At 36.7% G+C, this 24,719-nt stretch carries 21 protein-coding genes, 1 pseudogene and 1 riboswitch; of the genes and pseudogenes, 6 read left to right on the plus strand and 16 right to left on the minus strand.

Going from position 1 to position 24,719, the window contains the following annotated elements; genetic code table 11:
* Positions 1-48: 48 nt before the first annotated feature.
* The 9 genes from KHA97_RS15245 to KHA97_RS15285 all read right to left on the minus strand — a co-directional run bounded on the left by KHA97_RS15245 (position 49) and on the right by KHA97_RS15285 (position 11,626).
* The gene (locus KHA97_RS15245; protein WP_213125555.1) at positions 49-543 is read right to left on the minus strand and encodes a hypothetical protein; all 495 of its coding nucleotides are present in this window, start codon (positions 541-543) and stop codon (positions 49-51) included.
* A 105-nt stretch (positions 544-648) separates the two neighbouring features.
* Positions 649-1,002 carry a hypothetical protein gene (locus KHA97_RS15250; protein WP_213125556.1) on the minus strand — a complete coding sequence of 118 codons (354 nt, stop codon included), beginning with the start codon at positions 1,000-1,002 and terminating at the stop codon, positions 649-651.
* 382 nt (positions 1,003-1,384) lie between these two features.
* The gene (locus KHA97_RS15255) at positions 1,385-2,752 is read right to left on the minus strand and encodes a DUF4832 domain-containing protein (protein ID WP_213125557.1); all 1,368 of its coding nucleotides are present in this window, start codon (positions 2,750-2,752) and stop codon (positions 1,385-1,387) included.
* A gap of 73 nt (positions 2,753-2,825) precedes the next feature.
* The gene (gene pelG, locus KHA97_RS15260; protein ID WP_213125558.1) at positions 2,826-4,271 is read right to left on the minus strand and encodes an exopolysaccharide Pel transporter PelG; all 1,446 of its coding nucleotides are present in this window, start codon (positions 4,269-4,271) and stop codon (positions 2,826-2,828) included.
* A complete protein-coding gene (gene pelF, locus KHA97_RS15265; protein ID WP_213125559.1) occupies positions 4,231-5,697 on the minus strand; it encodes a GT4 family glycosyltransferase PelF in 1,467 nt (488 codons plus the stop codon). Before pelF ends, pelG begins: the two co-directional genes overlap by 41 nt.
* The gene (locus KHA97_RS15270) at positions 5,694-7,532 is read right to left on the minus strand and encodes a DUF2194 domain-containing protein (RefSeq protein WP_213125560.1); all 1,839 of its coding nucleotides are present in this window, start codon (positions 7,530-7,532) and stop codon (positions 5,694-5,696) included. Before KHA97_RS15270 ends, pelF begins: the two co-directional genes overlap by 4 nt.
* 10 nt (positions 7,533-7,542) lie before the next feature.
* Positions 7,543-8,406, minus strand: coding sequence for a hypothetical protein (locus KHA97_RS15275; protein WP_213125561.1), 864 nt, complete (start codon positions 8,404-8,406; stop codon positions 7,543-7,545).
* The gene (locus KHA97_RS15280) at positions 8,399-10,309 is read right to left on the minus strand and encodes an NAD-dependent epimerase/dehydratase family protein (RefSeq protein WP_213125562.1); all 1,911 of its coding nucleotides are present in this window, start codon (positions 10,307-10,309) and stop codon (positions 8,399-8,401) included. Before KHA97_RS15280 ends, KHA97_RS15275 begins: the two co-directional genes overlap by 8 nt.
* Before the next feature lie 228 nt (positions 10,310-10,537).
* The gene (locus KHA97_RS15285) at positions 10,538-11,626 is read right to left on the minus strand and encodes an acyltransferase family protein (RefSeq protein WP_213125563.1); all 1,089 of its coding nucleotides are present in this window, start codon (positions 11,624-11,626) and stop codon (positions 10,538-10,540) included.
* Positions 11,627-12,941: 1,315 nt separating this feature from the next.
* Between KHA97_RS15285 and KHA97_RS15290 the strand changes: the two genes are divergently transcribed.
* From KHA97_RS15290 to KHA97_RS15295, 3 genes are read left to right on the plus strand one after another with little or no spacing between them, the layout of a single operon-like run.
* Positions 12,942-13,637, plus strand: coding sequence for an alpha/beta fold hydrolase (locus tag KHA97_RS15290; RefSeq protein ID WP_233713494.1), 696 nt, complete (start codon positions 12,942-12,944; stop codon positions 13,635-13,637).
* Positions 13,638-13,643: 6 nt separating this feature from the next.
* Positions 13,644-13,997, plus strand: coding sequence for an alpha/beta fold hydrolase (locus tag KHA97_RS24075; protein WP_325167462.1), 354 nt, complete (start codon positions 13,644-13,646; stop codon positions 13,995-13,997).
* A gap of 49 nt (positions 13,998-14,046) precedes the next feature.
* Positions 14,047-14,637 (plus strand): TetR/AcrR family transcriptional regulator, encoded by a 591-nt coding sequence (locus KHA97_RS15295; RefSeq protein ID WP_213125564.1) that lies wholly within the window; start codon positions 14,047-14,049, stop codon positions 14,635-14,637.
* 184 nt (positions 14,638-14,821) lie between these two features.
* Here KHA97_RS15295 and KHA97_RS15300 read toward each other — a convergent pair whose 3' ends face one another.
* Together KHA97_RS15300 and KHA97_RS15305 are read right to left on the minus strand one after the other, a co-directional pair.
* Positions 14,822-15,337 carry a hypothetical protein gene (locus KHA97_RS15300; RefSeq protein WP_213125565.1) on the minus strand — a complete coding sequence of 172 codons (516 nt, stop codon included), beginning with the start codon at positions 15,335-15,337 and terminating at the stop codon, positions 14,822-14,824.
* Between the two features lie 75 nt (positions 15,338-15,412).
* Positions 15,413-15,784, minus strand: a complete 372-nt coding sequence (locus KHA97_RS15305) for a hypothetical protein (RefSeq protein ID WP_213125566.1) — start codon at positions 15,782-15,784, stop codon at positions 15,413-15,415.
* 575 nt (positions 15,785-16,359) lie between these two features.
* A riboswitch (ZMP/ZTP riboswitch) is annotated at positions 16,360-16,442 on the plus strand.
* Positions 16,443-16,489: 47 nt separating this feature from the next.
* Here KHA97_RS15305 and KHA97_RS15310 point away from each other — a divergent pair.
* Positions 16,490-17,086, plus strand: coding sequence for a DJ-1/PfpI family protein (locus KHA97_RS15310; RefSeq protein ID WP_213125567.1), 597 nt, complete (start codon positions 16,490-16,492; stop codon positions 17,084-17,086).
* Positions 17,087-17,502: 416 nt separating this feature from the next.
* Here the strand turns inward: KHA97_RS15310 and KHA97_RS15315 are convergent.
* Together KHA97_RS15315 and KHA97_RS15320 are read right to left on the minus strand one after the other, a co-directional pair.
* Positions 17,503-18,129: pseudogene (locus tag KHA97_RS15315) on the minus strand (RNA-guided endonuclease TnpB family protein); the annotation flags it as partial.
* Between the two features lie 369 nt (positions 18,130-18,498).
* Positions 18,499-19,089 carry a TetR/AcrR family transcriptional regulator gene (locus tag KHA97_RS15320; RefSeq protein ID WP_233713496.1) on the minus strand — a complete coding sequence of 197 codons (591 nt, stop codon included), beginning with the start codon at positions 19,087-19,089 and terminating at the stop codon, positions 18,499-18,501.
* 177 nt (positions 19,090-19,266) lie between these two features.
* Between KHA97_RS15320 and KHA97_RS15325 the strand changes: the two genes are divergently transcribed.
* The gene (locus KHA97_RS15325; RefSeq protein WP_213125569.1) at positions 19,267-20,007 is read left to right on the plus strand and encodes a glucose 1-dehydrogenase; all 741 of its coding nucleotides are present in this window, start codon (positions 19,267-19,269) and stop codon (positions 20,005-20,007) included.
* 409 nt (positions 20,008-20,416) lie between these two features.
* The gene (locus KHA97_RS15330) at positions 20,417-20,731 is read left to right on the plus strand and encodes a DUF2628 domain-containing protein (protein WP_213125570.1); all 315 of its coding nucleotides are present in this window, start codon (positions 20,417-20,419) and stop codon (positions 20,729-20,731) included.
* Between the two features lie 319 nt (positions 20,732-21,050).
* Here KHA97_RS15330 and KHA97_RS15335 read toward each other — a convergent pair whose 3' ends face one another.
* The 3 genes from KHA97_RS15335 to KHA97_RS15345 form a co-directional block, all read right to left on the minus strand.
* Positions 21,051-21,209 (minus strand): hypothetical protein, encoded by a 159-nt coding sequence (locus KHA97_RS15335; protein ID WP_213125571.1) that lies wholly within the window; start codon positions 21,207-21,209, stop codon positions 21,051-21,053.
* 127 nt (positions 21,210-21,336) lie between these two features.
* Entirely contained in the window at positions 21,337-22,782 is a 1,446-nt protein-coding gene (locus KHA97_RS15340) for an HD-GYP domain-containing protein (RefSeq protein ID WP_213125572.1), read from the minus strand.
* Positions 22,783-23,219: 437 nt separating this feature from the next.
* On the minus strand, positions 23,220-24,695 hold the full coding sequence (locus KHA97_RS15345) for a multicopper oxidase family protein (RefSeq protein WP_233713497.1): 1,476 nt from the start codon (positions 24,693-24,695) through the stop codon (positions 23,220-23,222).
* Positions 24,696-24,719: the final 24 nt, after the last annotated feature.

Genomic DNA, 24,719 nt, shown 5'->3' on the forward strand with positions numbered 1-24,719 from the left:
AAAATTAAAAAGCGAAGTTATTTTTAAATGTTCCATTCCAGTTATCAACTATTCATTAAAAATGGGAGGACGACTATGACGAATCAACTTCCCACCATCATAAAATCTGCCATATTCTTTTACTAAATCATAGGCTTCGTCGCTTGTTGGGATAGAACCATTATATTTGTATGATAAAAAGTAAGCATGGGTTTTTCCCCCATAAAAAACCCAACTAAAGAATCTCATTGCAAATTTATGAGCACCATTATCTCTAAATTGCTTCATTGATTTAGGCTCCCACACAGTCATAGTAAGTCCGTATCCTTCCTTTACATTACCTTTCATTTCGGCATAAAGTAATCTAGGAGATTTCTTCATTTGTTTCATTACAAATTGACTTACAATTCCATTCACGATCGTTTTCCAAACAGGAAATTTATCACCTAATGTTATCGAAATCAGTGCATTTTTAGGTACCTCAATATCTCTATTACCATATGTAATAAGCCCTTCGTATTTACTATCTGGATTTCTATGTGTAACAAATTCCTTTTCTTGCATATACCTTCCCCCTCAAACAGATTATCTTGCCCCGTATATTGAGTGTTTTTTTATGGTTATTACTAATCTAAGTAACAAAGCCTTACTTTAAAGCACTTCTATTTTTCAATTATTAAACACTACATATCTCGTTAATAGGATGAATATCAATGCGATAAAAACTGTCACTGCTCCACCCAAAAGCGACTCTCCTAGATTGAAGATACCGTAGGCACCAAAAAGAATACTACCGACAATGACTAGAGCCTTCCCGTTTTGATTGCCGCGAAAAAGCTGGATGGCTCCAAACAATACAAATAGATCTCCTACTGCATTGATAATGTATAAAAGAACCCCATGGCCGCCAGTTAAAATTTGAGATGCTGTGCTTGCGCTAAGTCCAAGGATAGCAATTACGATAAATACAATACTGACTACTTTAGCAGGAATCGAAATCAACCTCTTTTTGACCATTTGCATTTCATCCTCATCTTATATAGACATAATAATTCGGCAGAATCTCACAAAAGATTGCTTTTTCCACTCTTTCCCCCTGTTCCCTTGCGAATAAATCTTATATTCTCCCAAAAGGCAGAAAACACCTTTTTATTTCTGGTGTAAAACAACTTTATTTCGTTACTCTATTGGATGGGTGCTGCAGCCTTGATAGTGATTGTTATTAAGTCTGTAGGGATTTAAAGCGTAGATAAAAAAACTCGAGTAAGGGGCTAATTAGTAGTAAAATTAGCTGCCACTTACTCGATAATGTTGTTATATGCCGAACAGGGTGTCTTTCGCTCTCTACCTTTAAAAAGCAGTAGAGCTTGTTACTTCTCATTGTACACAGACGAGTTTTACTTTTCTATTTGACGTTAATTTCTCCTACTTTGTACCTCAGATCATCTCTCTTACCTTTCATTTCCAAGTAAATCGCCGGCTCCTCCTTATCAGGATCCAATATAGCAACATTTACCTCATAAACACCTTTTTTCAAATTTCGTGGAATGGAGATCACTTCTTTTATTGAATGTTCGCCTGGCAGCCATTCCCGAATATCTGCCGCCCCTTTCTCTTTATGGACAATCTTCCCATCTTGATTCGCAAGTGAAATTTCCAGAGGCCAATCAAAATAGAAAGGCGCGACTCCACTATTTTCCCACTTCATCTCCAATGAGAATTTAGACCCTGCCTTAGCGGCCTTTTGATATCTTGCCTCAGTTAATCTGAAGTGGTAACCCATTTTACTTAAAAAACGATTTATTGCGTTTTGATGTTCTCCAGAAGGACTGTAATTCGCCGGGGAACTTGGACCTAACCAGCTGACATGAGTTAGTTCTAGCTGCTCCATGACAGAAGAAATGGCAGTAGAGGAAAAATAATCCCCCCAATTGCGCGTTGGCGCAAACTCTCCCCCAATTGGCGCTGTCCTCCAGGCATCCGGCATAGGAGGATGATTTTCACCTGTTAACCAAAATTTATAGCCATTTTTAACCCAGCTATGAAACTCTTGAACAGTATGGTCCAATCTTCCAAACATATCATTGTAAAATCCCATCTTGTTATCCATTGCGATCTGATGGGGGCGCCTCATTAATAATATTTTATTTGTAAAGTTTTCAATATAGTGTTTTACATAGATTTCGACAACAGGCAGCTTCGGAAAAGGAATCTGAATCCCGTCTTGCTGTAAAGTATGCCATTCACCCCAATGACCTAGGCTCCCTAATTCTACGAACGATATATAGGGGTCCTCATTATATCTTTTAGCGAGTGCCTCTATTAATTTTTTGTGATAATCAATCAGCTTTGGGTTATCGTAATTTGGACTAAATCCGCTCCCCCACTCATGCTCATACCAGGTACCATCCTGATCAATCTCATTATAAAGCCATTCAGGTATATCTTTGTGACCTACTTTTCCTGGATAATCCAATACTATTCGAAAAATCAACCTCTTATTATTTTTCTTCCAATAATCAAACTGATATTTTTCTTCTATTTTTTCAAAATCATAAAATCCCTTCTCTGGCTCAAGGTCCTTCCAGCTAAAGTTGGCATAAACGAGTGAATGAGGCTGAACGTAAGGCCCTCCTTCTGCAGGAGGAGCAAACCCCATAAAAGGATTAATAACTACTTCATCGTCCTTTTCAATCTTGAACGTCTCCTTATTGCTAAAAACCGAAAGCAAAAGTATTGAAATGATCAGTGCCATAACCATGTGCTTTTTCACTCCATGTTCCCCTTCGTTATCCTATTTGAAAGACCTTAAAGAAGGTTGGCCAGAACACTTTTCGAGGAAGTTGTTAGTTTCCCCTTTCTCCTCCATTCAACCGATTCATCCTATGAGCAAATCTGTCCATAAAGCTTGTTTTGTCTACTGGAAACAGCGGCTGGGAACAAAATGTATAATACTCATGATTTTTCACGTAATGAAAAAGTCTCAAAAAGGCTGTAATCAAACCTATCATTCCAGATATGAAGCTGGCCAACCCATAGTTGCCTCCAAATAAAACGATAACTGTCATGCTTAACAAACTGACAGACATAAACGTAGAGATTACAATAACTGCTCCCTTGCGATCATCAAAATAGAGAAGGATTTGCATGAGGACAAACATGATAATAAAAAAGTAATTTCCGATGACTAAGACATTAAAAATAGCTCTTTGCTCTATTGTCAGAGGTATGATAGTAGTACCAAGAGCAATCGCAAGGATTGTAAAAATTAACTGAAACTCCATGATATAAACTAATTCACGCGTTAATACATGGAACATTTTCTTTCTAGCTTCACTTATTTCACCGAGTGAATATTCTCCTGATACTTTTTCGTAGTATTTTTTATACGCTTCAAAAAACGATGTTTCCATAGATACGACAAACATGACCATCGCAGGGATGATGGATAAATAAGCGTAAAAAATAGGTACATCATAGAGTGGGGCCATCACAAAAGTATCGCCGACTTTTTCTTGTATATCACTGCTCCAAACGATAAATATATGTCCAAATAAGCTTATGACATAAAATAATCCGATAAAGAATAACGATGGGTATTTTTGTATATATGATAAAAAGTCAAAGTAATTCTTATTAGCTTTTGGAAAGCGTTCCTTTACACTTCTAATTAAAAGAACAATGGCGATTATAAAGCCTGCAGCCATACAAACTAAAAAATACTCAGCCTTTAATGTATTAAAAATCTTAAGACATAACCCCATGGCAGAAATAGAAGTAATGGCTCCGAAACCATATGCTTTAACGATATGCATATATTTTTTTACTGCAGATATATAGATGGCCAGTATATTCGTAATCAACAATTCAATAAAAAGCAGATATGCAACTATTTTAAATGTCGTCCCTAATGGAGAAAAACTATAAAAAGCGGTCGATATCGACCCGCCAATTACTAAAATAATCGCTATCGAACCATAGAGTGAGGACATAACATTTTCTTCTTTATTCATATAAATTTGATCGGAAACATATCTAGTAACAACCATTAGTAATCCTCCGGTTATTACTTGCGAAAAAACAAAACTGTACATCGTAGTCGATAATAAGAGTTCCCGCTCAAAAAGCTCAGCACCGGACAGAGATAGAAGTTTTTGGCCTATTAGTAACTGGACAATACATAATATCATCGGACCCGAAATAATCACTGAAGAATAGACAAAGGCTCTGAGACCACCGTAAAACTTTTCTTTACCGACTAACTTTTTTAGTTGAAATCCTATTCCCGCCATCGGAATAACCTCTTTTTCCATAAATTTTTCTATACTGCTGAATAAAGGTCTCCAAGGAATAGCTAGCTTTCACACGGTTACGGCCGTTCTCCGCCATTTTTATACGAATGTTTGGTTTTTGGGCCAAATTTATAATGGCCCGTGCCATTTTCACATAATCCATAACCGGAACAATATATCCAGCAGATCCAAAGCGATCATCCAATCCATACAATAATTCTTTACAGCTTCCTACATCTGTGGAAACAAAAGGTTTTCCACTAGCCATCCCTTCAAGTAGTACGAGAGGCTGCCCTTCGCTAATGCTGGAAAGAACCAATATATCCATTTTGCCAATGTATTGTTTAACATTAACCGTACCTGCAAAATAAATATCCTGAAGGTCCAAAAAATTTACTAATTGCAAACATTCCTCGTAATAGTCTGGATCCTCATCTTTTGGACCAAGAATATAGAATCTTGAATTTGGAATTGCCCTCTTTACAATGGCGAAGCTTTGGATCATTGTTTTAATATCCTTTATTGGAACCACCCTTACGACTGCTCCAATGTCAACAAATTCTTCATCCTCTTTTCCTTTTTGAGGCAGAAATGAATAGCTTTCGAGTTTAACTCCATTAGGAATAATTCTTATTTTTTCTTCCGGACAGCCAATTTCAATCTGAATTTCTTTGTTTTTATTAAACAATGTAATAACTTGATCAGCTGATGCATATGCCCCTTTAGATAAACTATGAAAATGCTTGATCCACAGGCCTTTCATCATCCCTTTTATTCCGTCCGACTTAATGATTTCTTCCTCACGTTCCCTCGTATAAATTCCGTGCTCAGTCACTATAAATGGGCGGTCATAATAATATTTGCTATATGCACCGACGATGCCTGCATATCCTGTTGATATACTGTGGTACATATCGGCTTCTGGAGGTGGACTTGCGAGGACAGACAGTAAAGGCAAAAGCATCGATCTTACTGACCAATATAACTGCGTAAAAGGAAGTTCAGGAAAATGCTCGAAGCACACCTCTTTTACAATATCGTACAAGTCCTTGCTTGTTATAAACTCAGTAACTGTATCAGTATTTATGGATCTGTATCTTCCTTTAAAAAGTGAAAAAAATTCCTCCCAGTTTCCATCTCCATTAACGAGCAATGATTTTATTGCTTGTTTTTGCCCTTGCTTTAACATATATCTCTTTCCTGATTTTACGGATACATTCAAACTTGAATTTAAGAAAATTTCTCTTACCTCTATCAGATTGTTCGGAAGGTCGTATTTAAATTTTCCTTTGTCTTTTTCATCTGCACCTATCGCGTAGATGATAAACTCATGCTCCGGCATCGATGTAATCAATGTTTGTACCCAGCTTGACACTCCGCCGACTACATAGGGATAGGAACCTTCTGCAATAAGACAAATTTTCATGATTCATCCCCCAGTTCTATAGTGAACTCAGGTGATACAGCGTGCACCAAATAGTGATTACTATCTATTTTTTCCACTTCACAGCCCAAAGAATCTACAATCTTCTTATCGCTGCGAAGGATAAAATCCAATTCACCTCGGAAATGACCGATATAACCTTGTATGATCTTTTCATCTTGTAAAAAAAACACTTTCGCATCTTGAAAACTTCTTAATGACTCCGTACTTTCAGAAGCCGTCTGGCTTTTCATCCACGGATATTTTTCTTTTACATCCTTAAGCATTTTACGAAAACTCGACGACATTTCATGCCATGTCTTATTCCCGCTTCGTTCTTCATCAAGTATATCGTCAGGGTGAATGAAATGTGAGAAGACGCCATATAACGTAGCTCCATTTGCAACGATCCATTGAACTTCTTGTGCATAGTGATAATCTGAGGTCAACCGAGGAATTTCATTATACTCCTCCGAGTATTCAAACTCTTGGATATAAGAGATTCCTTCATCATCAGGTAAATGTAGAGAAGCAATATTGGAGATTGATGGAATTGCTTTCTTAATAGCCTTTTTCCCATCCTCACTCAGGACATTCGATGGAGGAATATACGTTTTCAATGTGTAACCCTGAAAAATCCCTTGCACGAACTGATTTAATTCCTGCAAAGAAGCAACCATATCCTTTTCGTCTTTCCATGCTGTATATCCCAGACTTACTACTTGACCCTGATCCAGAGTCAATGATTGGTGGTTGTATCCATGTGCAGCCAACTCTCCACCCATCTTAAGCAAATCCCGGCCAAAAATTTTCAAATTATGCTCAGCTAATCGTTCATTAAATGGACCATCTACATCATCGTTGTAGGTCTCGATAATTCCAGCTGTATATTTCACGTCATATTCCTGAGCCATTTTTAGCATATCTGGCCACCACACTTTGTGGAAAAAGCTCATTGTATTCGTTTTATAATCCCTAAAAATGAGATCGTGGGTACCATCTGGAAATGGTGCAGGAAAATCATCAATATAAACAACCTTGGAATTTAATATTGGATAAATAAAATTATTATTTAAATAGCTTAGCGAGCCTGCGATGAAGCCTCTATTCATTTCGCTTTCGAGCATCGTTCCATTAAATACCATAAATGTTCCCTTCCCGTAAGGGGTACTCCATAAAAATGGAATCATATTGTCGGTACTCGCTAAAACCGTACTATTTTCCTTGAGACTAATATCCAACACAGAATTCCAAATTAAATTTTCATCTGTGATTTGTAACCCCCTTGAATTGATCAGGAAATCTGATTCAATCTTGACGCTGAATGTATCTTTGTACGGCGGGTCAGACTCATTTATTCCAATCATCTCATGAATGCTTTCATACGTTTCCACAATATCGGGTCTTATCGCAAAAAACATTTTCCCTCCGTGGGAAACGTAATCTGTTAAAATTGTAAAATCTTTGACTAGATCCAGGTTAGGAAACAGGATAATAATATTTTTATATTCTTTTATATCATTCGGTATTTTTTTTACTGGTACAGAAGCAAACATTTTTTTCATATACAATAAAGTCTTCTCGACATTATTTTTTAGCGAGACACTTAACTCGGTATCAGGGTCATAAACAAGCAAAAATTGATCCTGTTCAATGTCTTGTATTTCTGCGGGAGGAGGAGACGATTCTTGAGATGCTTTATTAGCCATTGCCAAACTGTGCTGATGCATCTTGAACAAGTGAAAAGATTCTAATTGTGTAATCAGGATGACTCCTCCAAACAAAATCACGAACGCGACCATGATCATCATTTTGATCAAACTAACATTGTTGCTCACTATTACCCTCCTATGACCAAAAATGAAGGGCTTTTAACCCTTTTGGTGATAATTGAATTGGTGTTTTTCTCAACGTATTCAATATCTCAGCTAGTTTTTTCCGGTTTTGCACTGCATAATAAACCTTCATTGCTGTTAAGTAAGATGCTTCGTCAAGGGGGTATGCTTCGATAAACTGTTGACTATAAAATTGTGCTTTTTTGAAGTTGCCTAATTCAACATCACAATTGATTTTATCAACGAAATATTGTTTACATCGCAATGGGCTATTCAAGAGGTTTTCGAGCAGATCTGAAAATTGCATCTGATATTGAATTTTGGTTTCTTGATCAATCATGCCACTATCAACATATTTTTTTAGCGTTTCTGCATAACGATCCATCACTTCGTAATCAAAAGGACTTTCCTCAAGCCTCTTCATTAAATCATGCAAAGCAGTAACATATTTTCTTTGAATTTCCATGATAGCTGTGGCAGCATAATGGGCAGTTTCTGTATCATCACTTTTAATGGCTTTATTTAGAACCCCGATATCTTTTACTCCGTTCTTTAAGCTATCGATCAGCATCTCTCTCTTAAGGTTATTATCATTTGATAGCAAAGCATCCTGAAACGGGATGATGTTAATTTCTCGTTCCACTTGGATTTCGGTGCTTTGAGGAAGTAATAAAAATTCATCACTTTTTTCCTCGTTTGTATTTTCATTTTTTTCATTATTTTGTGATTTGAACAGCAAGTATGAAAGTAGAAACCCGATCACTGGAAAAAAGGTGATAATGATGGTTTTAATAAACCCATTTTCTCGGTTTTTCAATATTAAAAAGAAACCATAGACTAAACAAAAAAGGTAATACAGAATTAGCCACTTAAACATTCACTCTCACCCTGCTTAAATCTAGCATTCGATCTTCCAAGCTTTTATTTTCCAACATAAGCTGATGCTCATAGGCACAAGTTAAGGACGAGGAAATTAACTTCGCGATGACATTTATCATGTTGATATAGAATAGAGACAGTTGTTCAAAATCTAATCCGTCTGCACAAATTACTCCTACCGCAGTGCCATTTACATGAACTGGAACGATTAATGATGGGAGACCTTTTTTCAGGTTTTTATTAACAAACAACTTATTATTATTTAAAACATCCATAAAATGTTCTTCTTGCTCAAGACTGATAATCTCATTAATTTTGTAAAATTTTGATTTCTCTTGCAACACTAACTTACTGAATGACGAATCATACATATACAAAGCAACTTTTTTCGTTTTCATCAATTTTTCGACTGTAAAAATGGAGGATTGAAAAATCTCTTGCGGCTCAAGACTATCCAAGTCCTTCATAATTCGATATACAGTTCCAATGCTATTTTCTGTGTAGAGAATTTGGTGTTGGAGCTCTTCTTTTACCTTTACCATATCCTCATAGGATTGGTTAAGGAAATGGTATTTTTCCTTTATAACTGTAGCTTCCTCGCGATAATTAGTAAGCAAGCTTTCCCTTCTGTCAAGCGCATAGCGGATTGTAAGCCCAGTAAAAATGTACACACTGATATGTACGAGTGAACTTGGGTCAATAAGTAAAGAAATCGCATCTCTTCCAATTAATAAATTTTCAGTCAAGAACCACATCGAGGCCATTCCAACTGATAAGACCGACTGGAATTTACCGATTAAGATGGAGACAAGAATGATGTATACGAGCTGGTAATCTACCATATAGTAATGAATATCAACCAAAGCACTAATCGAGAAAATGAATAGGAATATTCCTAGATTCTCTAAATACGGCAGTATAGGTTTTGAACGGTTAAACCATTCTGGCATGTTTATTTTCTTTTTCTCTGCTTGGTGATCCGGTTTTTGTTTATGTTCGTTAAACCAATGATACGTTTTTGCTAAGCCATCCTCGTACGTATGAAACGGTTCCCAGTCCAGGTCATTTTTTATTTTGGTATTGTCTAGACGAGAATGCTTAATATCGCCCTGCCGCTCTTTTTCATATTTTACATTTTCTATTTCAGTCAACTCACCGAGCGTTTCAATTAATTGATTTACGCTGACTCCAGTATTGGTTGACAGATTGTATATCCCAGAAAGATTGTTTATTACCCCCCGGTAAATTGCTTCTGCTACATCCTGAACAAATATAAAGTCTCTCGTTTGCTCCCCGTCTCCGTAAACAATTAAATCTTTTCCGTTAATGACTCTTTGGATAAAAATGGAGACAACACCACCCTCTCCGACCGTTCCCTGCCGTGGGCCGTAAACATTGGAAAACCGGTAACATAGGGTGTCTAATCCAAAGATTTCACTCCACTTTTGGCAGTACATTTCACCAATCCATTTGTTCATTCCATATGGTGATACAGGATCACAAAGAGAGTCCTCTTTTAATGGAATTTCCTCATTCAGTCCGTATACTGCTGCTGAAGAAGCAAATACAACTTTACTTACACCATACTTTTTTGCTAGGTTAAGCATATTTGACAGTCCTAGGACATTGTATTTTGAATCGATATAAGGGTCATCCATCGATACTGCCACATTGACCTGGGCAGCCAAATGAATGACTACATCAAACTTAAACGTCTTAAATATTTCTTCACATAACGGATCCTCTACATTTATTTGGTAAAGGATATGATTAAATTTTGTATTTTCTTTCGTCCCCGTAGAGAGATTATCGATAATATGCACCTCATGTCCTTCCATCGCAAACATTTCACCAACGAAAGAACCAATGAAGCCATAACCTCCCGTAATCAATACTCTCATGTTTTCACCTCTTCTTATTTATGGGCCTAGACCCCTGCCTCTCATGCTCTTTCTTGTTTATTCTGATTGCATTACCTGGCAGATGATGTACTCCAGGCAATTTGGCTGCCTTCTGAATCATGAACTGGCACCCATAATAAGTCCACCCACGAAGGATTAAATGACATATCGTGGATTTGCATTTTCTATTCTTTCGCTTTTAACACAAAAATTTATTTTGTGTTTTCTTTAATACCTGACAACCACTGTTTTGACTCCTTTAATCTTGACCTTATACCTTAATAGACGCTTCCTCAGAATGTTAATTAGCGGAGTTTCAAAATAAGAATGAACGAGGGAGCCGAAACTGATCATAATGACAAAGAAAACAATGCTTAGTATCCAGCCTCCAATGGTTTCATAAATTGGGAACCTGCTAAATACTTCAGAGAAAAAATCCAGGGCAAGATTATGAGATAGATAGATTGAGAAAGCTGCATTTCCCAAATAGTTCAATTGCTTAGGAATCCGTATATCTTTCTTAAGATCGATTGATGCAATACCTATAATGAGAAGAATGGAAGCAAAGCCAGTTCCGAGATCAAAGTTGATATTGATAATCGGATTCAGTGAATTTTTCCACATAAACGGAAAGCCAAGAAAACCTGTTATAGCGAACAGAAATGAAAAGAACCAATTAATTCTTACGTGTGTGACAACATAAGCTGCCAGGATCCCTCCGAGCAAGATAAGATTGATCTCGTTCAGCAAAAATTCAGTAATAAAATTGTAGACAGGGATGTAACCAATGAAGACGGCTGCACACAGACCTCCCCAAATCGCCAGGATGGCCATTGCTATTCTTGGCCTTGGTAAAAATAAAAGCGAAAACATCAAATAAAAAAGTACAGTAAATTTCAATGACCAGGCCGGTATAAGAACCGGCGGCTCTCCACTTGGATTCGGGCTTAATAAAAAAGAAGAAATAATCGTTTCAAGCTCTGTTTCATGTCCTACTCCATACCACGGAAAAATAAACAGAAATGGCAGTAATACAATCGTTAAAATCCAATAAAGCGGATAGATGCGTATAAAGCGGTTAATCACGTATTTTTTCATTTGGTCCATTTGGCCAAAATGGTTTCGGTAAACGTAATACATCATAAAACCTGAGAGGGCAAAGAAGTAACTCACCCCTCCCGACATAGGAAGTGCATGCAAGCCGAATAAATTGAAATCAAAATATTCATGCATCGTTAAAGATAAGTGAAAAAGCATTACCATTATCGGTACCAATGCCCGTGAAAATTGAATCAATACTAATCTTTTTCTTGTCATACATCCACCTTCAAATTAAGAAGTAAATATTCATCAGTCTTTTTACGATCAAACTAATGCAAAGGTCATTCTTTATAAAGAACGAAAAGAACATAACGGCCCCTTTTATTAGCTTTCTAACCTTTTGAGAAGAATATTGTAGAACAACTTGATGTTTTGGTTAGCTGAATTCGTACTAGATTCCTAGTTCCCTGTTTGGTGTAAGGAAAATAGTGAAGGGAAAAATATTTTGATATGAATCGATCACCTGTCTGTTGATATATCGAGCTAGTATATCCTTCAATCCCATTTTTCAACTCAAGGTCTGAATCCAGAAGGCTGCGATTCTCTTGTTATAAGAATCTAGAAAAATAAGCCTTCGTTTAGAATGAGGGATTTTGTAAATGATTTTCAACAGCAGATCCATTGAATGGGGCGACAATATTGATAAAAAACCTTGATGATGCGCTAAGCAGTTCGAATATACAAAGACTGCTTGTGGAACGTACTAAATTGGCAAGACCTTGGGCATAAGCTTAAGGAGGCTTAGCACTCATCCACGAAAAGCGAATGTATTCGGAGTGCGTACTACATGACAATAAGTATGAAGAGTATTTTTTAAAAAGAATATTTGAGGTTCTGTTCGACTGTAGTTAACATGAAAACGATTCGGATACATTGCACATAACCATCCTACCCTCTCATAAACCACTCTTTGTTTTAAATACATTTATTGCACTTTTTTAAAGAACACTTCGTTCTTTAAAAAACACTCAACTCTTATTATAAAAGGAAATATCTTTTTGTAAACCATATATTTAATCTTTTTATCGATAAAAAATGACAACAATACCTTGAATAACAAGTCCAGTGACATTCGGTTTAAAAGCGGGCTTGAGGATAGAAATGAGCTGCCTTTTCATATTTTTCTCACGCATTAACGTTAAATACTTCTTTAAATTCTCTTCCTATCATACATAAGCGTTTTTCGCTTAGCAATGAGGCATTCGCCCTTTTTCAGACTTTATAACCATTAAAAAAGTAGTATAAATGTAAAGAAGGTATTCAAAAGAAGAAACAAGTCAAATTAACCCCTTTTATTTCAAAGGGAAAAAGCATAAAAGTAATAAATTTGTTGATTGACACAAAAACCCCGTTTACTTAGTTTGCGATAACTTCACCATCAAATCGAATAGAGGGTAGATTGATTCCAAAACATCGTTCTTCTGTGAGAATAAATTGATGGAAATTTCTTGTTGACAGTTTCCATAAAATACCTCATTCTAATAATGAGTAAGTCACTCACTCATTAAAAAAGGAAAGAGGGCATGTTCAAATGAGCCAAACTAATATCCTGAAAGAAATTGTTCTGAGAAAAAGAAATCAGAGAAAGAATGCCAAAGAACTTCAAATCACCACAGCTAACAGCATCGTTGAAGGCGGTTACGTTAAAATCGGCGGTATCGATCAGTGGATCACGATTCGTGGCGAGAATCGGAATCACCCTGTTTTGTTATTGATTCACGGCGGTCCAGCTTCGACGTATTCCATCTTCAGTCCGTTGTTGCGTTCATGGGAGAAGCACTTCATTGTCGTTCAGTGGGATCAGCGTGGAGCTGGAACGACTTTTGGAAAGAATGGTAAAGACGGCAGCGGCGCCATCACTTTCGAGCGTCTCGCAAAGGATGGGATAGAGGTAGCAGAATACTTGCGTGGAAAATTAGGTCATCAAAAAATAATTCTTATTGGAAGCTCTGCCGGCAGTCTAATTGGTATCATGATGGCAAAGCTTCGGCCGGATCTTTTTTATGCCTATGTCGGTACAGATCAGAATTCGCCAGATTCACAAAATCTTTTGTATACAGTATCAGTCAACGCTCTCCGTGAGGCAGGCAATACGAAGGGTGTTCAGCTGCTTGAGAAAATGGGACCTAATCAATCCCAATGGAGTCGTAAAGATTTCGACAAGAGGAATCGGCTTCTTGTTAAAGCGATTAAGGATGTCCCCAATATGATTACAGACTTAATTTAGCCATCTATGCTTTCTTCTCCGGAACATAAAATAAGCGATATCATAGATATTTTCAAAGGTATGAATTATTCCCTTGACCATCTATTTGATGAATTAATAAACTTTGATTTTCAAAAATATGGGAAGCAATTCGAACTGCCAGTTTTTATTATTCACGGAGATCATGATATTATCACACCAACTGAACTGGCTAGAGCTTATTATGATGAGATTGAAGCCCCTCATAAGGAGTTTGTCCTCATCAAAAATGCTGGCCATCTTGCATGTTTTGCCCGTCCACATCAGTTTCTTGAAGAGTTAATCAAGAGAGTAGGTCCACTAGTCCCCGCGTCTATCAACGTAAAAGCAAAAGTACTCTAGATTAATGATATAATGAATAGGACATTTTTTAGATCCGGAGGTTGGAAGGGTGTCTCCATTGAATAGACAGCAGCAGCTTGATCAAATCCGCGACGAACGCAGAGAGCAGATAAAACAAGCGGCACTTAAAATATTTGCCCGCAGAGGATATACCGGGACGAAAACGAGCATGATTGCTAAGGAAGCAAGCATTAGTGAAGGATTAATTTACCGTTATTTTAATTCTAAAGAGGAACTTTTCATAACTCTCGTTGAAGAATTGATGGAAGAAGCAAAAAGGGAGCTCAAGTATGTTGGATACCTACCAGGAACTCCTTTTGAACAAATTAGAACCTTAACGAAAAACATGCTTGATGACAACAATATGTATGCCTTTATGTTAATGGAACGTGCTCGCACTGCTGATGATGTTCCCGACAAAGTCACACAGATCTTTGAAGAAGCAACAAATGTACTGATTGATCCCATCATTCCTATCTTCGTTAAAGGACAGGAATCGGGTGAATTTTCGCCAGGCGAACCCCGAAAGATGTTGTCATGGTATTTTACCATCATTAACAGTCTTCTTACTCAAGAAAAGATAGATGAAGAGTTCGGGTTACCAGATGCGGATGTGTTAATACGTATTTTGACAAATTAATTTCCAAAGAAGCTGATTCGATTACAAGGAATATCATAAAAAAACAATCATTAGGGGGGCTAATTAGTTGTAAAATTAGCTGCCCTTCACCCGATCATGTTGTTATAGTCCGAACACGGGGTCTGACCGCTTTTCCCCGTGGCAGATATTCAATTCGCCGCTTGTCTTTGCATACCAGCAATCATTATTGCGAACTCACTTCAATCTCTTCATTAAAAATGGGAGGACGACTATGACGAATCAACTTTCCACCATCAAAAAATCTGCCGTATTTTTTTACTAATTCATACGCTTCATCGCTTGTTGGGATAGAGCCATTATGTTTGTATGATAAAAAGTAAGCATGGGCTTTTCCACTATAAAAAACCCAACTAAAGAATCTCATAGCAAATTTATGCGCACCTTTATCTCTGAATTGTTTCATTGACTTTGGCTCCCATACAGTCATAGTAAGTCCATATCCTTCCTTTACATTACCTTTCATTTCAGCATAAAGTAATTTAGGAGATTTCTTCATCTGTTTCATTACAAATTGACTTACAAGCCCATTCACAATTGTTTTCCAAACAGGAAATTTTTCGCCTAATGTTATCGAAATAAGTGCATTTTTAGGCAACACGATATCCCTATTACCATATACAATAAGTCCTTCGTATTTACTATCTGGATTTCTATGTGTAACAAATTCCTTTTCTTGCATATACTGTCCCCCTTAATCAGATTATTTTTTATCAATATATGAGTGCTTATTTATGGTTATGTAGTAAGGAATTATTCAGGAGCTCTTCTTTTTTTTATTATTAAACACTACATATCTCGTTAATAGGATGAATATCAATGCGATAAAAACTGTCACTGCTCCACCCAAAAGCGACTCTCCCAGCGTGAAGATACCGTAGGCACCAAAAAGAATACTACCGACAATGACTAGAGCCTTCTCGTTTTGATTGCCGCGAAAAAGCTGGATTGCTCCAAACAATACAATTAGATCTCCTACTGCATTGATAATGTATAAAAGAACCCCATGGCCGCCAGTTATAATTTGAGACGCTGTGCTTGCGCTAAGGCCAAGGATAGCAATTACGATAAATACAATACTGACTACTTTAGCAGGAATCGAAATCAACCTCTTTTTGACCATTTGCATTTCATCCTCATCTTATATAGACATAATAATTCGGCAGAATCTCACAAAAGATTGCTTTTCCCATCTTTAAATCGAAGTATTTATTACCTGCTAGATATTACTCGTAGGGAATTCCACTCTTTCCCCCTGTTCCCTTGTGAATAAATCTTATATTCTCCCGAAAGGCAGAAAACACCTTTTTATTTCTGGTGTAAAACAACTTTATTTCGTTACTCTATTGAGAGTATGGGTTAATAGATGTCGATGTGTTAATACGTATTTTGACAAATTAATATCCAATGTATCTTTTGGTATTTAATACCTTCGTTCTTCCATAATGGGAACTATAATTAGTATTTATTTTAAATAAAGCTTTATATGCAAGTTATGTATAACTTGCATATAAAGCCTTGTTTTCTATTAAAACAATATTTTTTAGTTACCAAATTCACTATGCCTGTACATAGAGTTTGCTAATTATCCATGAAAAAATTCCCGGTAACTTACGATATGCTCTGTCCAGGATAACTACTTAAAATACTCAAAAGATGTGTTGTAATTTTCTGTGTATGTTGATATAAAGGGAGTAATAATTTTTTGGTATGTGTTACTGGCGTAAACGTGGAGCACCACGAGGGAGCACATATTGTCATATTAGCCGTACGCCTGGGCAAAGTATTTGGACTCAAAACCAGATACTTTTTATTTTTTAAGGGAGATGATGGTATGGAGGAAGTACGGCAACCAAGAAATGTAGCAATCTTGATCTTCGACAATGTAGAGGTTTTAGATTTTACAGGACCGTTTGAAGTATTTATTACCGGAAGCAACCGGGGGAAGGACTTCAAAGTCTACACGGTGGCTGAGCACGACCGCCCTATAATTGCTTTAGGGAATCTCAGCATCAACCCAACGTATACCATTTATAACTGTCCTACGCCTGATATTTTAATCATACCCGGAGGATGGGGATCCAGAAAAGAAATGCAAAACGAAGTCATCACGAAATGGATTCGCGAAGTTTCTAATGACGTTGAACTTCTCCTCTCTGTTTGTACAGGAGCCCTAATTTTAGCGAAAGCAAATTTGCTGGATGGATTGCAGCTTACGACAAATCGCCTTGCTATAGACGAATTGAATGAAGCCGCTCCAGAAACAGCAGAAATAATTGAGAATGCTCGTTATATTGACAATGGTAAAATCATACTCTCTGCTGGTGTGTCTGCTGGAATTGATATGTCTCTATATGTAGTGAGTAAGTTATTTGGAGAAGAACGGGCGAAACATACAGCTAAACTGATGGAATATGATTGGAAGGTTTGACCTTTTAATAGCTATTGTAAGGAGAGTGATGGTTTGATTCGCTTTTTGTGTAATTGAAGGCTGTTTTATTCATATTTTTCTTTATAGCCTATTAATTTTCCAATTGGTGCAAGTGTTCTGTACGTCATTTTTTGAATTGACCAAGGCGGGGTTGTTACTCGAATATCATCTTGATGATAGAGCATAATGCATGACATAAGGATTATATTAGCGGTTCCCTTCTTATTAATCTTTCCTTTTCTCGACAAAGCAAAATACGTTTTAAAAAATGTTTCCATTCCTAAAGAAGGTGAAAATCGTTGATTGAACTACTCGTCACTAAAGTAACGAGATTCCTGCGAACACCGCCCTATCGGACAGTTTATTAGCAGGCTACCCCCGTAGTTCCTACGGTTCTGAATAGGCAAGCAATTAAGCTAACAACCTTTTGCCTCGGTAAGGATATTTATGCTTGCGTTCACATCTCGGTCATGATATATGTGACAGTTGGGACATAGCCACTCTCGCAACCTAAGATTTTTCACTAAATTATTTTGGTAACCACAGCTAGAGCATAGTTGACTGCTTGGGAAGTGTTTTGCTACCTTTAGCACTTGTTTACCATACCAGTTTGCTTTATAGGTTAGCATGGTGACAAATTCTGACCATGATACATCGCTAATGCTTTTGGCTACCTTACGATTTTTTAACAAATTGGCTACCTGTAAATCTTCGATGCAGACAATATCGTGGTTTTTGATAATGTCTGTTGAGACTTTGTGCAAGTAGTCTTTTCTTTTGTTAGCAATCGATTCATGGATACATGCAACTTTCATTCGTTGCTTATGCCAATTGGAAGAACCCTTTACTCGGCGGGAAAGGGTGCGTTGTTCTTTCGTTAATTTTGATTCCGTTTTTCGCAAATAATGAGAGTTGCGATACATCGTTCCATTGGAACAAATGGCAAAATTCGTTAAGCCCAGATCGATACCGACTTCTTTGTTGGTTTTCTGAAGATGCTTAATGTTTACTTCTGCCACGATGGACACATGATATCTTCCTGTCTTGTCATTTTCATCCCCCTTTTACTGGCGGTAATTGCTTGATTTATTAACATTCGGTTTTGACAAATAATTACAATTCTACTTTATGCTCAATAAAAAGAAGTATTAAATAAAAATGTAAAACTCACTTTCCAGAACAGTGCCTGCCACTCCCTGAATAATGTCGATGACAAAATGCGGACAGTGACAGGCACTAAACTAAAAGTATAACTTTCAAAATCCCCTGTTTTCGTGCACTACTTTAAATTTCTAGCAATTATTCCAAGACTAGCTACGAATAATTTTTTTTATTCCCCTTTTAGAGTGAATAAAAGAATTGGGGGATCTATGATGACATGCTTTTATAGGGGATCACTTATAGCTCTATTTTTATCTTTCTACCATGATTTGGTTTGGGGAAATATTCAGTATCTCGACCAATTGCTTAGCCATGTAGTCTGGAGAATATTTAAAACCTCCTCGTACCCATTCTATCAACATTCCACCTGTAGCAAAGGCCGTATAACTAGCATACAAATTTGAATTTATTTTAGGATTGGAAATTCTAACATCGTATAATGCAAGTCTACATAACTCGAGGCACAATCTATGTTGAAAAGTTGGTAACATATCTGAATTAACAATAGAGGAATAGAAGGTGTAGTTCTTATAAACATGATCGAATAATTTCACGGTTGATGGTGATATATCGCTTATTTTTAATTTTTTATTACTTTGATAAGGACTACGATAAGAATGTATTAAATCAGCCATGATTTCATCTACTATCTCATTTAGTAGTTGTTCCTTGTTCTTATAATGATTATAAAACGTCCCACGATTTATTTTAGCTAATTTAACGATATCCATTATTGTAATATCATTAAAATTCTTTTGATTTAACAATGTAAGCAAAGATTTTTTTACTCGTTCTTTTGTTTTAATTACCCTGTTATCAGGATACAAATATTTTTCGGACATAATATCCCCACTGTTCATTATTTATATTTTTTTGAACAAAACCTCTCTATATGTTGAATATTATGAATATTTTCATTGTGTATGTCCTTTCACCCTATTATACTCTAAATAAACTCCATGTACATTTATCATAAGGCATGACTAAAACCTATTAAATTATAGTTGGAGGGATTAGGAATGGGAAGACTTGATGAAAAAGTGGCAGTCATTACAGGTGGAGCTCGTGGAATGGGGGCTTCTCACGCACGCAGGTTTATAAAAGAAGGAGCAAAAGTGGTTATTACTGATATCCTAGAAAAAGAAGGGGAAGAGTTAGCGAAGGAACTAGGTGAAAATGCAAAATTTATCAAGCATGATGTAACAAATGGGTCTGATTGGGAAAGTGTTGTTAGTGAAACTGAAAATACATTTGGCCCTATTAGTATATTGGTCAATAATGCAGGCATTGCACATAGTGAATCCTTAGAAAATCACTCGGAAGAAAACTACCGAAGAGTGATCGAAATTAATCAAACGTCTATCTTTTTAGGAATGAAAGCAGTAATACCCTCTATGCGTAAAACAGAAAATGGATCGATTGTTAATATATCTTCCCTGTCAGGTATTAGGGGACAAGCAAATAATCTCGCCTACAACGCATCAAAATTTGCGGTTAGAGGCATGACTAAAGCTGCCGCATTGGAGTTTGGCCAATATGGTATACGTGTAAATTCAGTACATCCTGGAATTATCAAAACACCAATGACAGCTGCCGAAGAGCTTCAAGATATTCTTAATGAAATGGCTAAAGTGATTCCGCTAAAAAGGACTGCGGAACCTGAAGAAGTAACCAATATGGTACTTTTTCTCGCCTCCGATGAATCTAGCTATTCTACTGGATCAGAATTTATCATTGACGGAGGATTATCAGCACAGTAATTCTTTAAAGGAAGTTTTATATTTCTTATTACTAAAAATGGGCACAGTCTGGAGGAATTACTTCCAGGCTGTTTTAATTCTTATGTGTTTTTTCTTTTATTTAGTAAACCAGCTTTATAGTTTCAAAAAGAAATATACGTACTAATCGACATAATAGGTAGTAACTACTTCCCAGATTTAAAAGGACGTTTTGGGCTGGGAGGTAAGTTAGCCGATGAAGAAACGCGAGATAAGGCAGAACAAAAAATATGCAGACAAAAGGTTTTGATGTAAAAAACTTACTATTTTTTGTCAAATATTATGGTATTATAGTTCTATGAGATGAGAATAGAGGAATGGTAGATAGGTCTTATATCTTATAAATTAATCTTATCCCTATTCTACTCATTAATTAAAAGGGGGTTATTAGATGAAAGCTGTATTAAAAAACTCCGGCGGTGTAACAAAGGAAGTAAAAATTGGATTCAGCTGGACTACATTCTTTTTCGGGTTCTTCCCTGCACTTTTTCGTGGTGACTTAAAATGGGCGGCAATTATGTTTATTATTTCCGCTGCGGTAGGTGCATTCACATTTGGACTTGGTGCATGGATACCTGGAATTGTTTTTTCCTTTGTCTACAATAAAATCTACATTAAAGAATTGATTGAAAAAGGCTACCAACCAGCTAACGACGAAACAAGAAATCTATTGGAAAGCAATCAAATCATTTCGAGAACTGCATAATTCAACAGGGCTAGCCAAAAGGAGCAGATAGTGTTCTCTATGGATAGCCTTTTTTATCCCAAAATTTGTAGTAGAGTCTTCTGAAATAGCGTATATTAGTTTTCAATTTTGTTGAATTTATCAACCGAAAAAGGGTCAGTCCTCACCGTACTTACAGTGAAAATTGACCCTTTGTTGTTAATGGAATCACAATCGAACTTCAAATATCCCTATTTCTTTCCTACTAACCAATCACTTTCAACTTTCCAGTTTCCATCACCAATGCTCGTAAAAGTGGCATTAATATTTTTATAACCACCGTTAAATCGCATATTAAATGTTACAATATCTCCTGCTGTTGGTCTTCTCCACCACTATTTAAGTAAACTGGATTTCCATTCTGCGTTCTTGGACTATCTGCTTGAAAAAATCCTGTTGAAAGCTTTAATTTTAAATGTACAAATTTTGTATCGCTATCATTTATGATACGATTCACCATGACCATGATGTTTCTATTGAGGCTGGAAATGCAAAAAAATATACACTATCTAAATTTTTTTTTGATAAGTTTATAGTAAATTGGAACAATTTATTCCAGAATTTTTTTCCCAAATAGCACAAAAAATCTAAAATGAAGAAATCAATGAACTAGTAGTATCATTATTTATTGTACTAGATGGATATTGATAAACAGTCGGGTTTCGTTCACACAAGTTAACCCATGCATCTACAAATTTAGGGTCAAAGTGAATTCCTTTTTGCTCAATTAAATACTTTACGGCTTCGTTATGGGTCCATGCTTTTCGATAGGATCTCTCAGAAGTAAGAGCATCATAAACATCCGCAACAGCTACTATTCTAGCTAAAAGCCCTATTTCTTCCCCTTGAAGCTTGTCAGGATAACCGCTGCCATCCCATTTTTCATGATGAGAGCGTATGATACTGAGCTCTTCTTTCATAAAGCCAAGGTCTCTACACATTTCGTAACCATTCACTGGATGTGTCTCTATAGTTTCTCTTTCCTCACTGGATAGTTTACCAGGCTTGTTGAGAATCGAATCTGGTATACTTATTTTCCCTACATCATGAACGAGTGCTCCTTGAGCTATTGCCCTTAGTTGTTCTGGTTTTAACTTGAGTTCTTCTCCTAGTTTTAATGCATACATGGTTACTCTAAAAGTATGGCCCATTGTATATGTATCTTTTTTTTCTGTAGTAACTACTAGAGCTTTAACACTTGGCGAAGCACTATTTGTAATTCTTTCAAATGGATCGTTTGTAAATAATGCGCGGATAGCGCCTACAAAACTCCCCCTCACTACATACTGCTTAATTAACCCAATAAGCATAACAATCATTGAGGCTAATAATAGAAAATGATATATCCACCAACTTAGCCTCCATATCTCTCCCAAAATCATGATAAGCTGGGATACAATAAACCAGCCTGCACTATAGACAATCGATATCTGAAGAGGGAACCTTGAAAATCTATAAGTTCGATAATATCGAGTAATAGTAATTATATTTAGTAGTAAGACGATAGCAGTAACAAACCAATTAAGAGGTTTTACATTTAATGGAATAAAATGCATTATATTTGGAAAATTAATTGATGCTATACCAAAAATACTTAAGGCTAATATCCAACCTGGAACAAGCATACTTTGTCGCTGTGATAGTTTTTCAACAAATTTATGATCAGAGGGTAAAGAAGATAACCATAACCATATAGTAGCTAATAACATACTTAACTGTGCTGCAACACCCGGTATATGTGTTTCAGGAAGCAAAAAGTGTGGTGTAGATAAACCATGTAAAGCAAACACAAGAGCAAGAGAAATGAAGGATAAAGCTAAAAAGCTAATCTTAATATTTCTTAGTCTTTTCCCAACAACCCCAACAGCTATAGCAAGTATTGTCGATAATATAGAAACTGCACTCACAATATAAAAGTGTCCCCTAGGCATTATAAATAAAGGATCATCAAAAAGCCCACCTCTTAAAAATTCAAATATGGCAAACGGTAGGGCAACTGCTATTAATGGTCCAATAAAGCTATAGTTTTTCAAATGATTTCCTCCATGCTTTATACGAGTTGATAATACCTATTTACTTTCATATTATACAAAAAATTTAGTTAACTCGTATATACTATCAACTTTATTTGAAAACTGATAGACCTCCTCTAGGATTCTATATATGTTACTAATTAAGACTTTTAACTGGCTCGTCCTTTTTATCAACTGCTCGTTCAGAGCTTACATTTCCCCTCCAAACTTCAAGCGATTAAAGGTGCCTGATCCTCGGAATATTAAAGCATTCCGGACTGGGCACCTTTTTTCTGCTTTTCACAGCATTGTTCTATACAATCTCATTTACTATAGTAAAATACAACAAAATGGAGAGGTAATTTGCCACCTCTCCATTTTTAATCGTATAAATTAATGAACGTTTCTACATTCAAAAGAAAAATATTATTCACCTTACCCATTAAGACTTTCATTTATTAATGACCATCATGTCCATCTTTATTTTCCTTTTTAGGTAATGTGGTTGGCACTTCCGATTCCGTGCCAGGTTCAACGAGTAAAAATTGGCCCATCATGCCATCATCTTCATGACGCAATAAATGGCAGTGATACATGAGCGGGTAATGGGGGTCAGCATAATTACCAAACTCTACAACAATTTTTACGTTTGACCCATTAGGGATAAAAACGGTATCCTTTCTTCCCCTTTCGTACTCCGGAGGTTCCTTATCATTTACGCTCAAGACACGAAATGCCGCATTATGAATATGAAAATTATGAGAATGGCCAAAATTATTGATCTCCCATATTTCCGTCGCACCAGCTGGAACTACCTCATCAATTCTGTACATATCCATATATTTATCATTAATCTTGTTCTCCATCGTTAATTTGAATTGGCGAACTCTGGCATTCTCTGGGGCCTCGATTTCTGGAACGGTTGAAAGCTGTCCGTCTATTGGAGCTGACTCCGCTAATTCAGGTGCCGCAATAATTTTTAACAAATCAAATTCGCCACTATCGATACCGGCATGTCCATTAAAACTGTGGAGAATTGCTTCCTCTCCTGGCTCGAACTCAACAACAATTTCTGCACGTTCACCTGGACTTAACATAATGCGATCCATTGTGACCGGCTCTTGTAGAAGCCCAGCATCATTTGCTACAAGCTTGAAAGTCTTACCATCGTTAAAACCAAAATGGTAGGCTCTTGCATTTGAGCCATTAAGCAACCGAAAACGAACTTGGCTTGCAGTTACTTTAAGATAAGGGTCATACGTGCCATTGATAAGTATTTCATCACCAAGTGTGCCAAATATCCCCTCGTCATCCTCTAGAAACTTTCCATCATCCGTAAACAATTTATCTTGTACAATGAGTGGAATGTCATCAATACCATAATTGGAAGGAAGTTTTTTAGAGTCCTCATCATCGATAATAAACATCCCTGCTAGCCCTCGATATACATGCTCCGCTGTTTTCCCATGTAAGTGAGGATGGTACCAGACAGTGGCAGACGGTTGGTCAATTGTCCAATGTGGTGACCACGTCTTTCCTGCATCAATCATTTGGTGCGGCCCACCATCCATAACAGCTGGCAACTTCATACCATGCCAATGTAAAGTGGATTGTTCACCCAAATCATTTACAACATCGAAAGATACCTTGTCACCTCGCGCGGCCCTAATAGTGGGACCTAAATAGGTACCATTGATACCCGATGTGTCTGCCATTTTACCTGGTAAAAACTCTGTCCTTCCCGTTTGCATTGTTAATGTAAAATGTTTTGAACCATCCGATTCCATCGTGGCTTCCAGTAGTGGTGGAATATTTAATGGCTGTTCGAACTCTAACTTACCTACATTCGTTACGACTTCCTCTTTTCCGCAACCTGCCAAACTAATAGCAAGCAGCGTAATCATTAGTGCAAAATATATATGAAGTGATTTCAATCTTTTCTTTACTTCCTTTCTTAC

Source organism: Lederbergia citri, from assembly GCF_018343625.1.
GTDB lineage: Bacteria > Bacillota > Bacilli > Bacillales > Bacillaceae_C > Lederbergia > Lederbergia citri.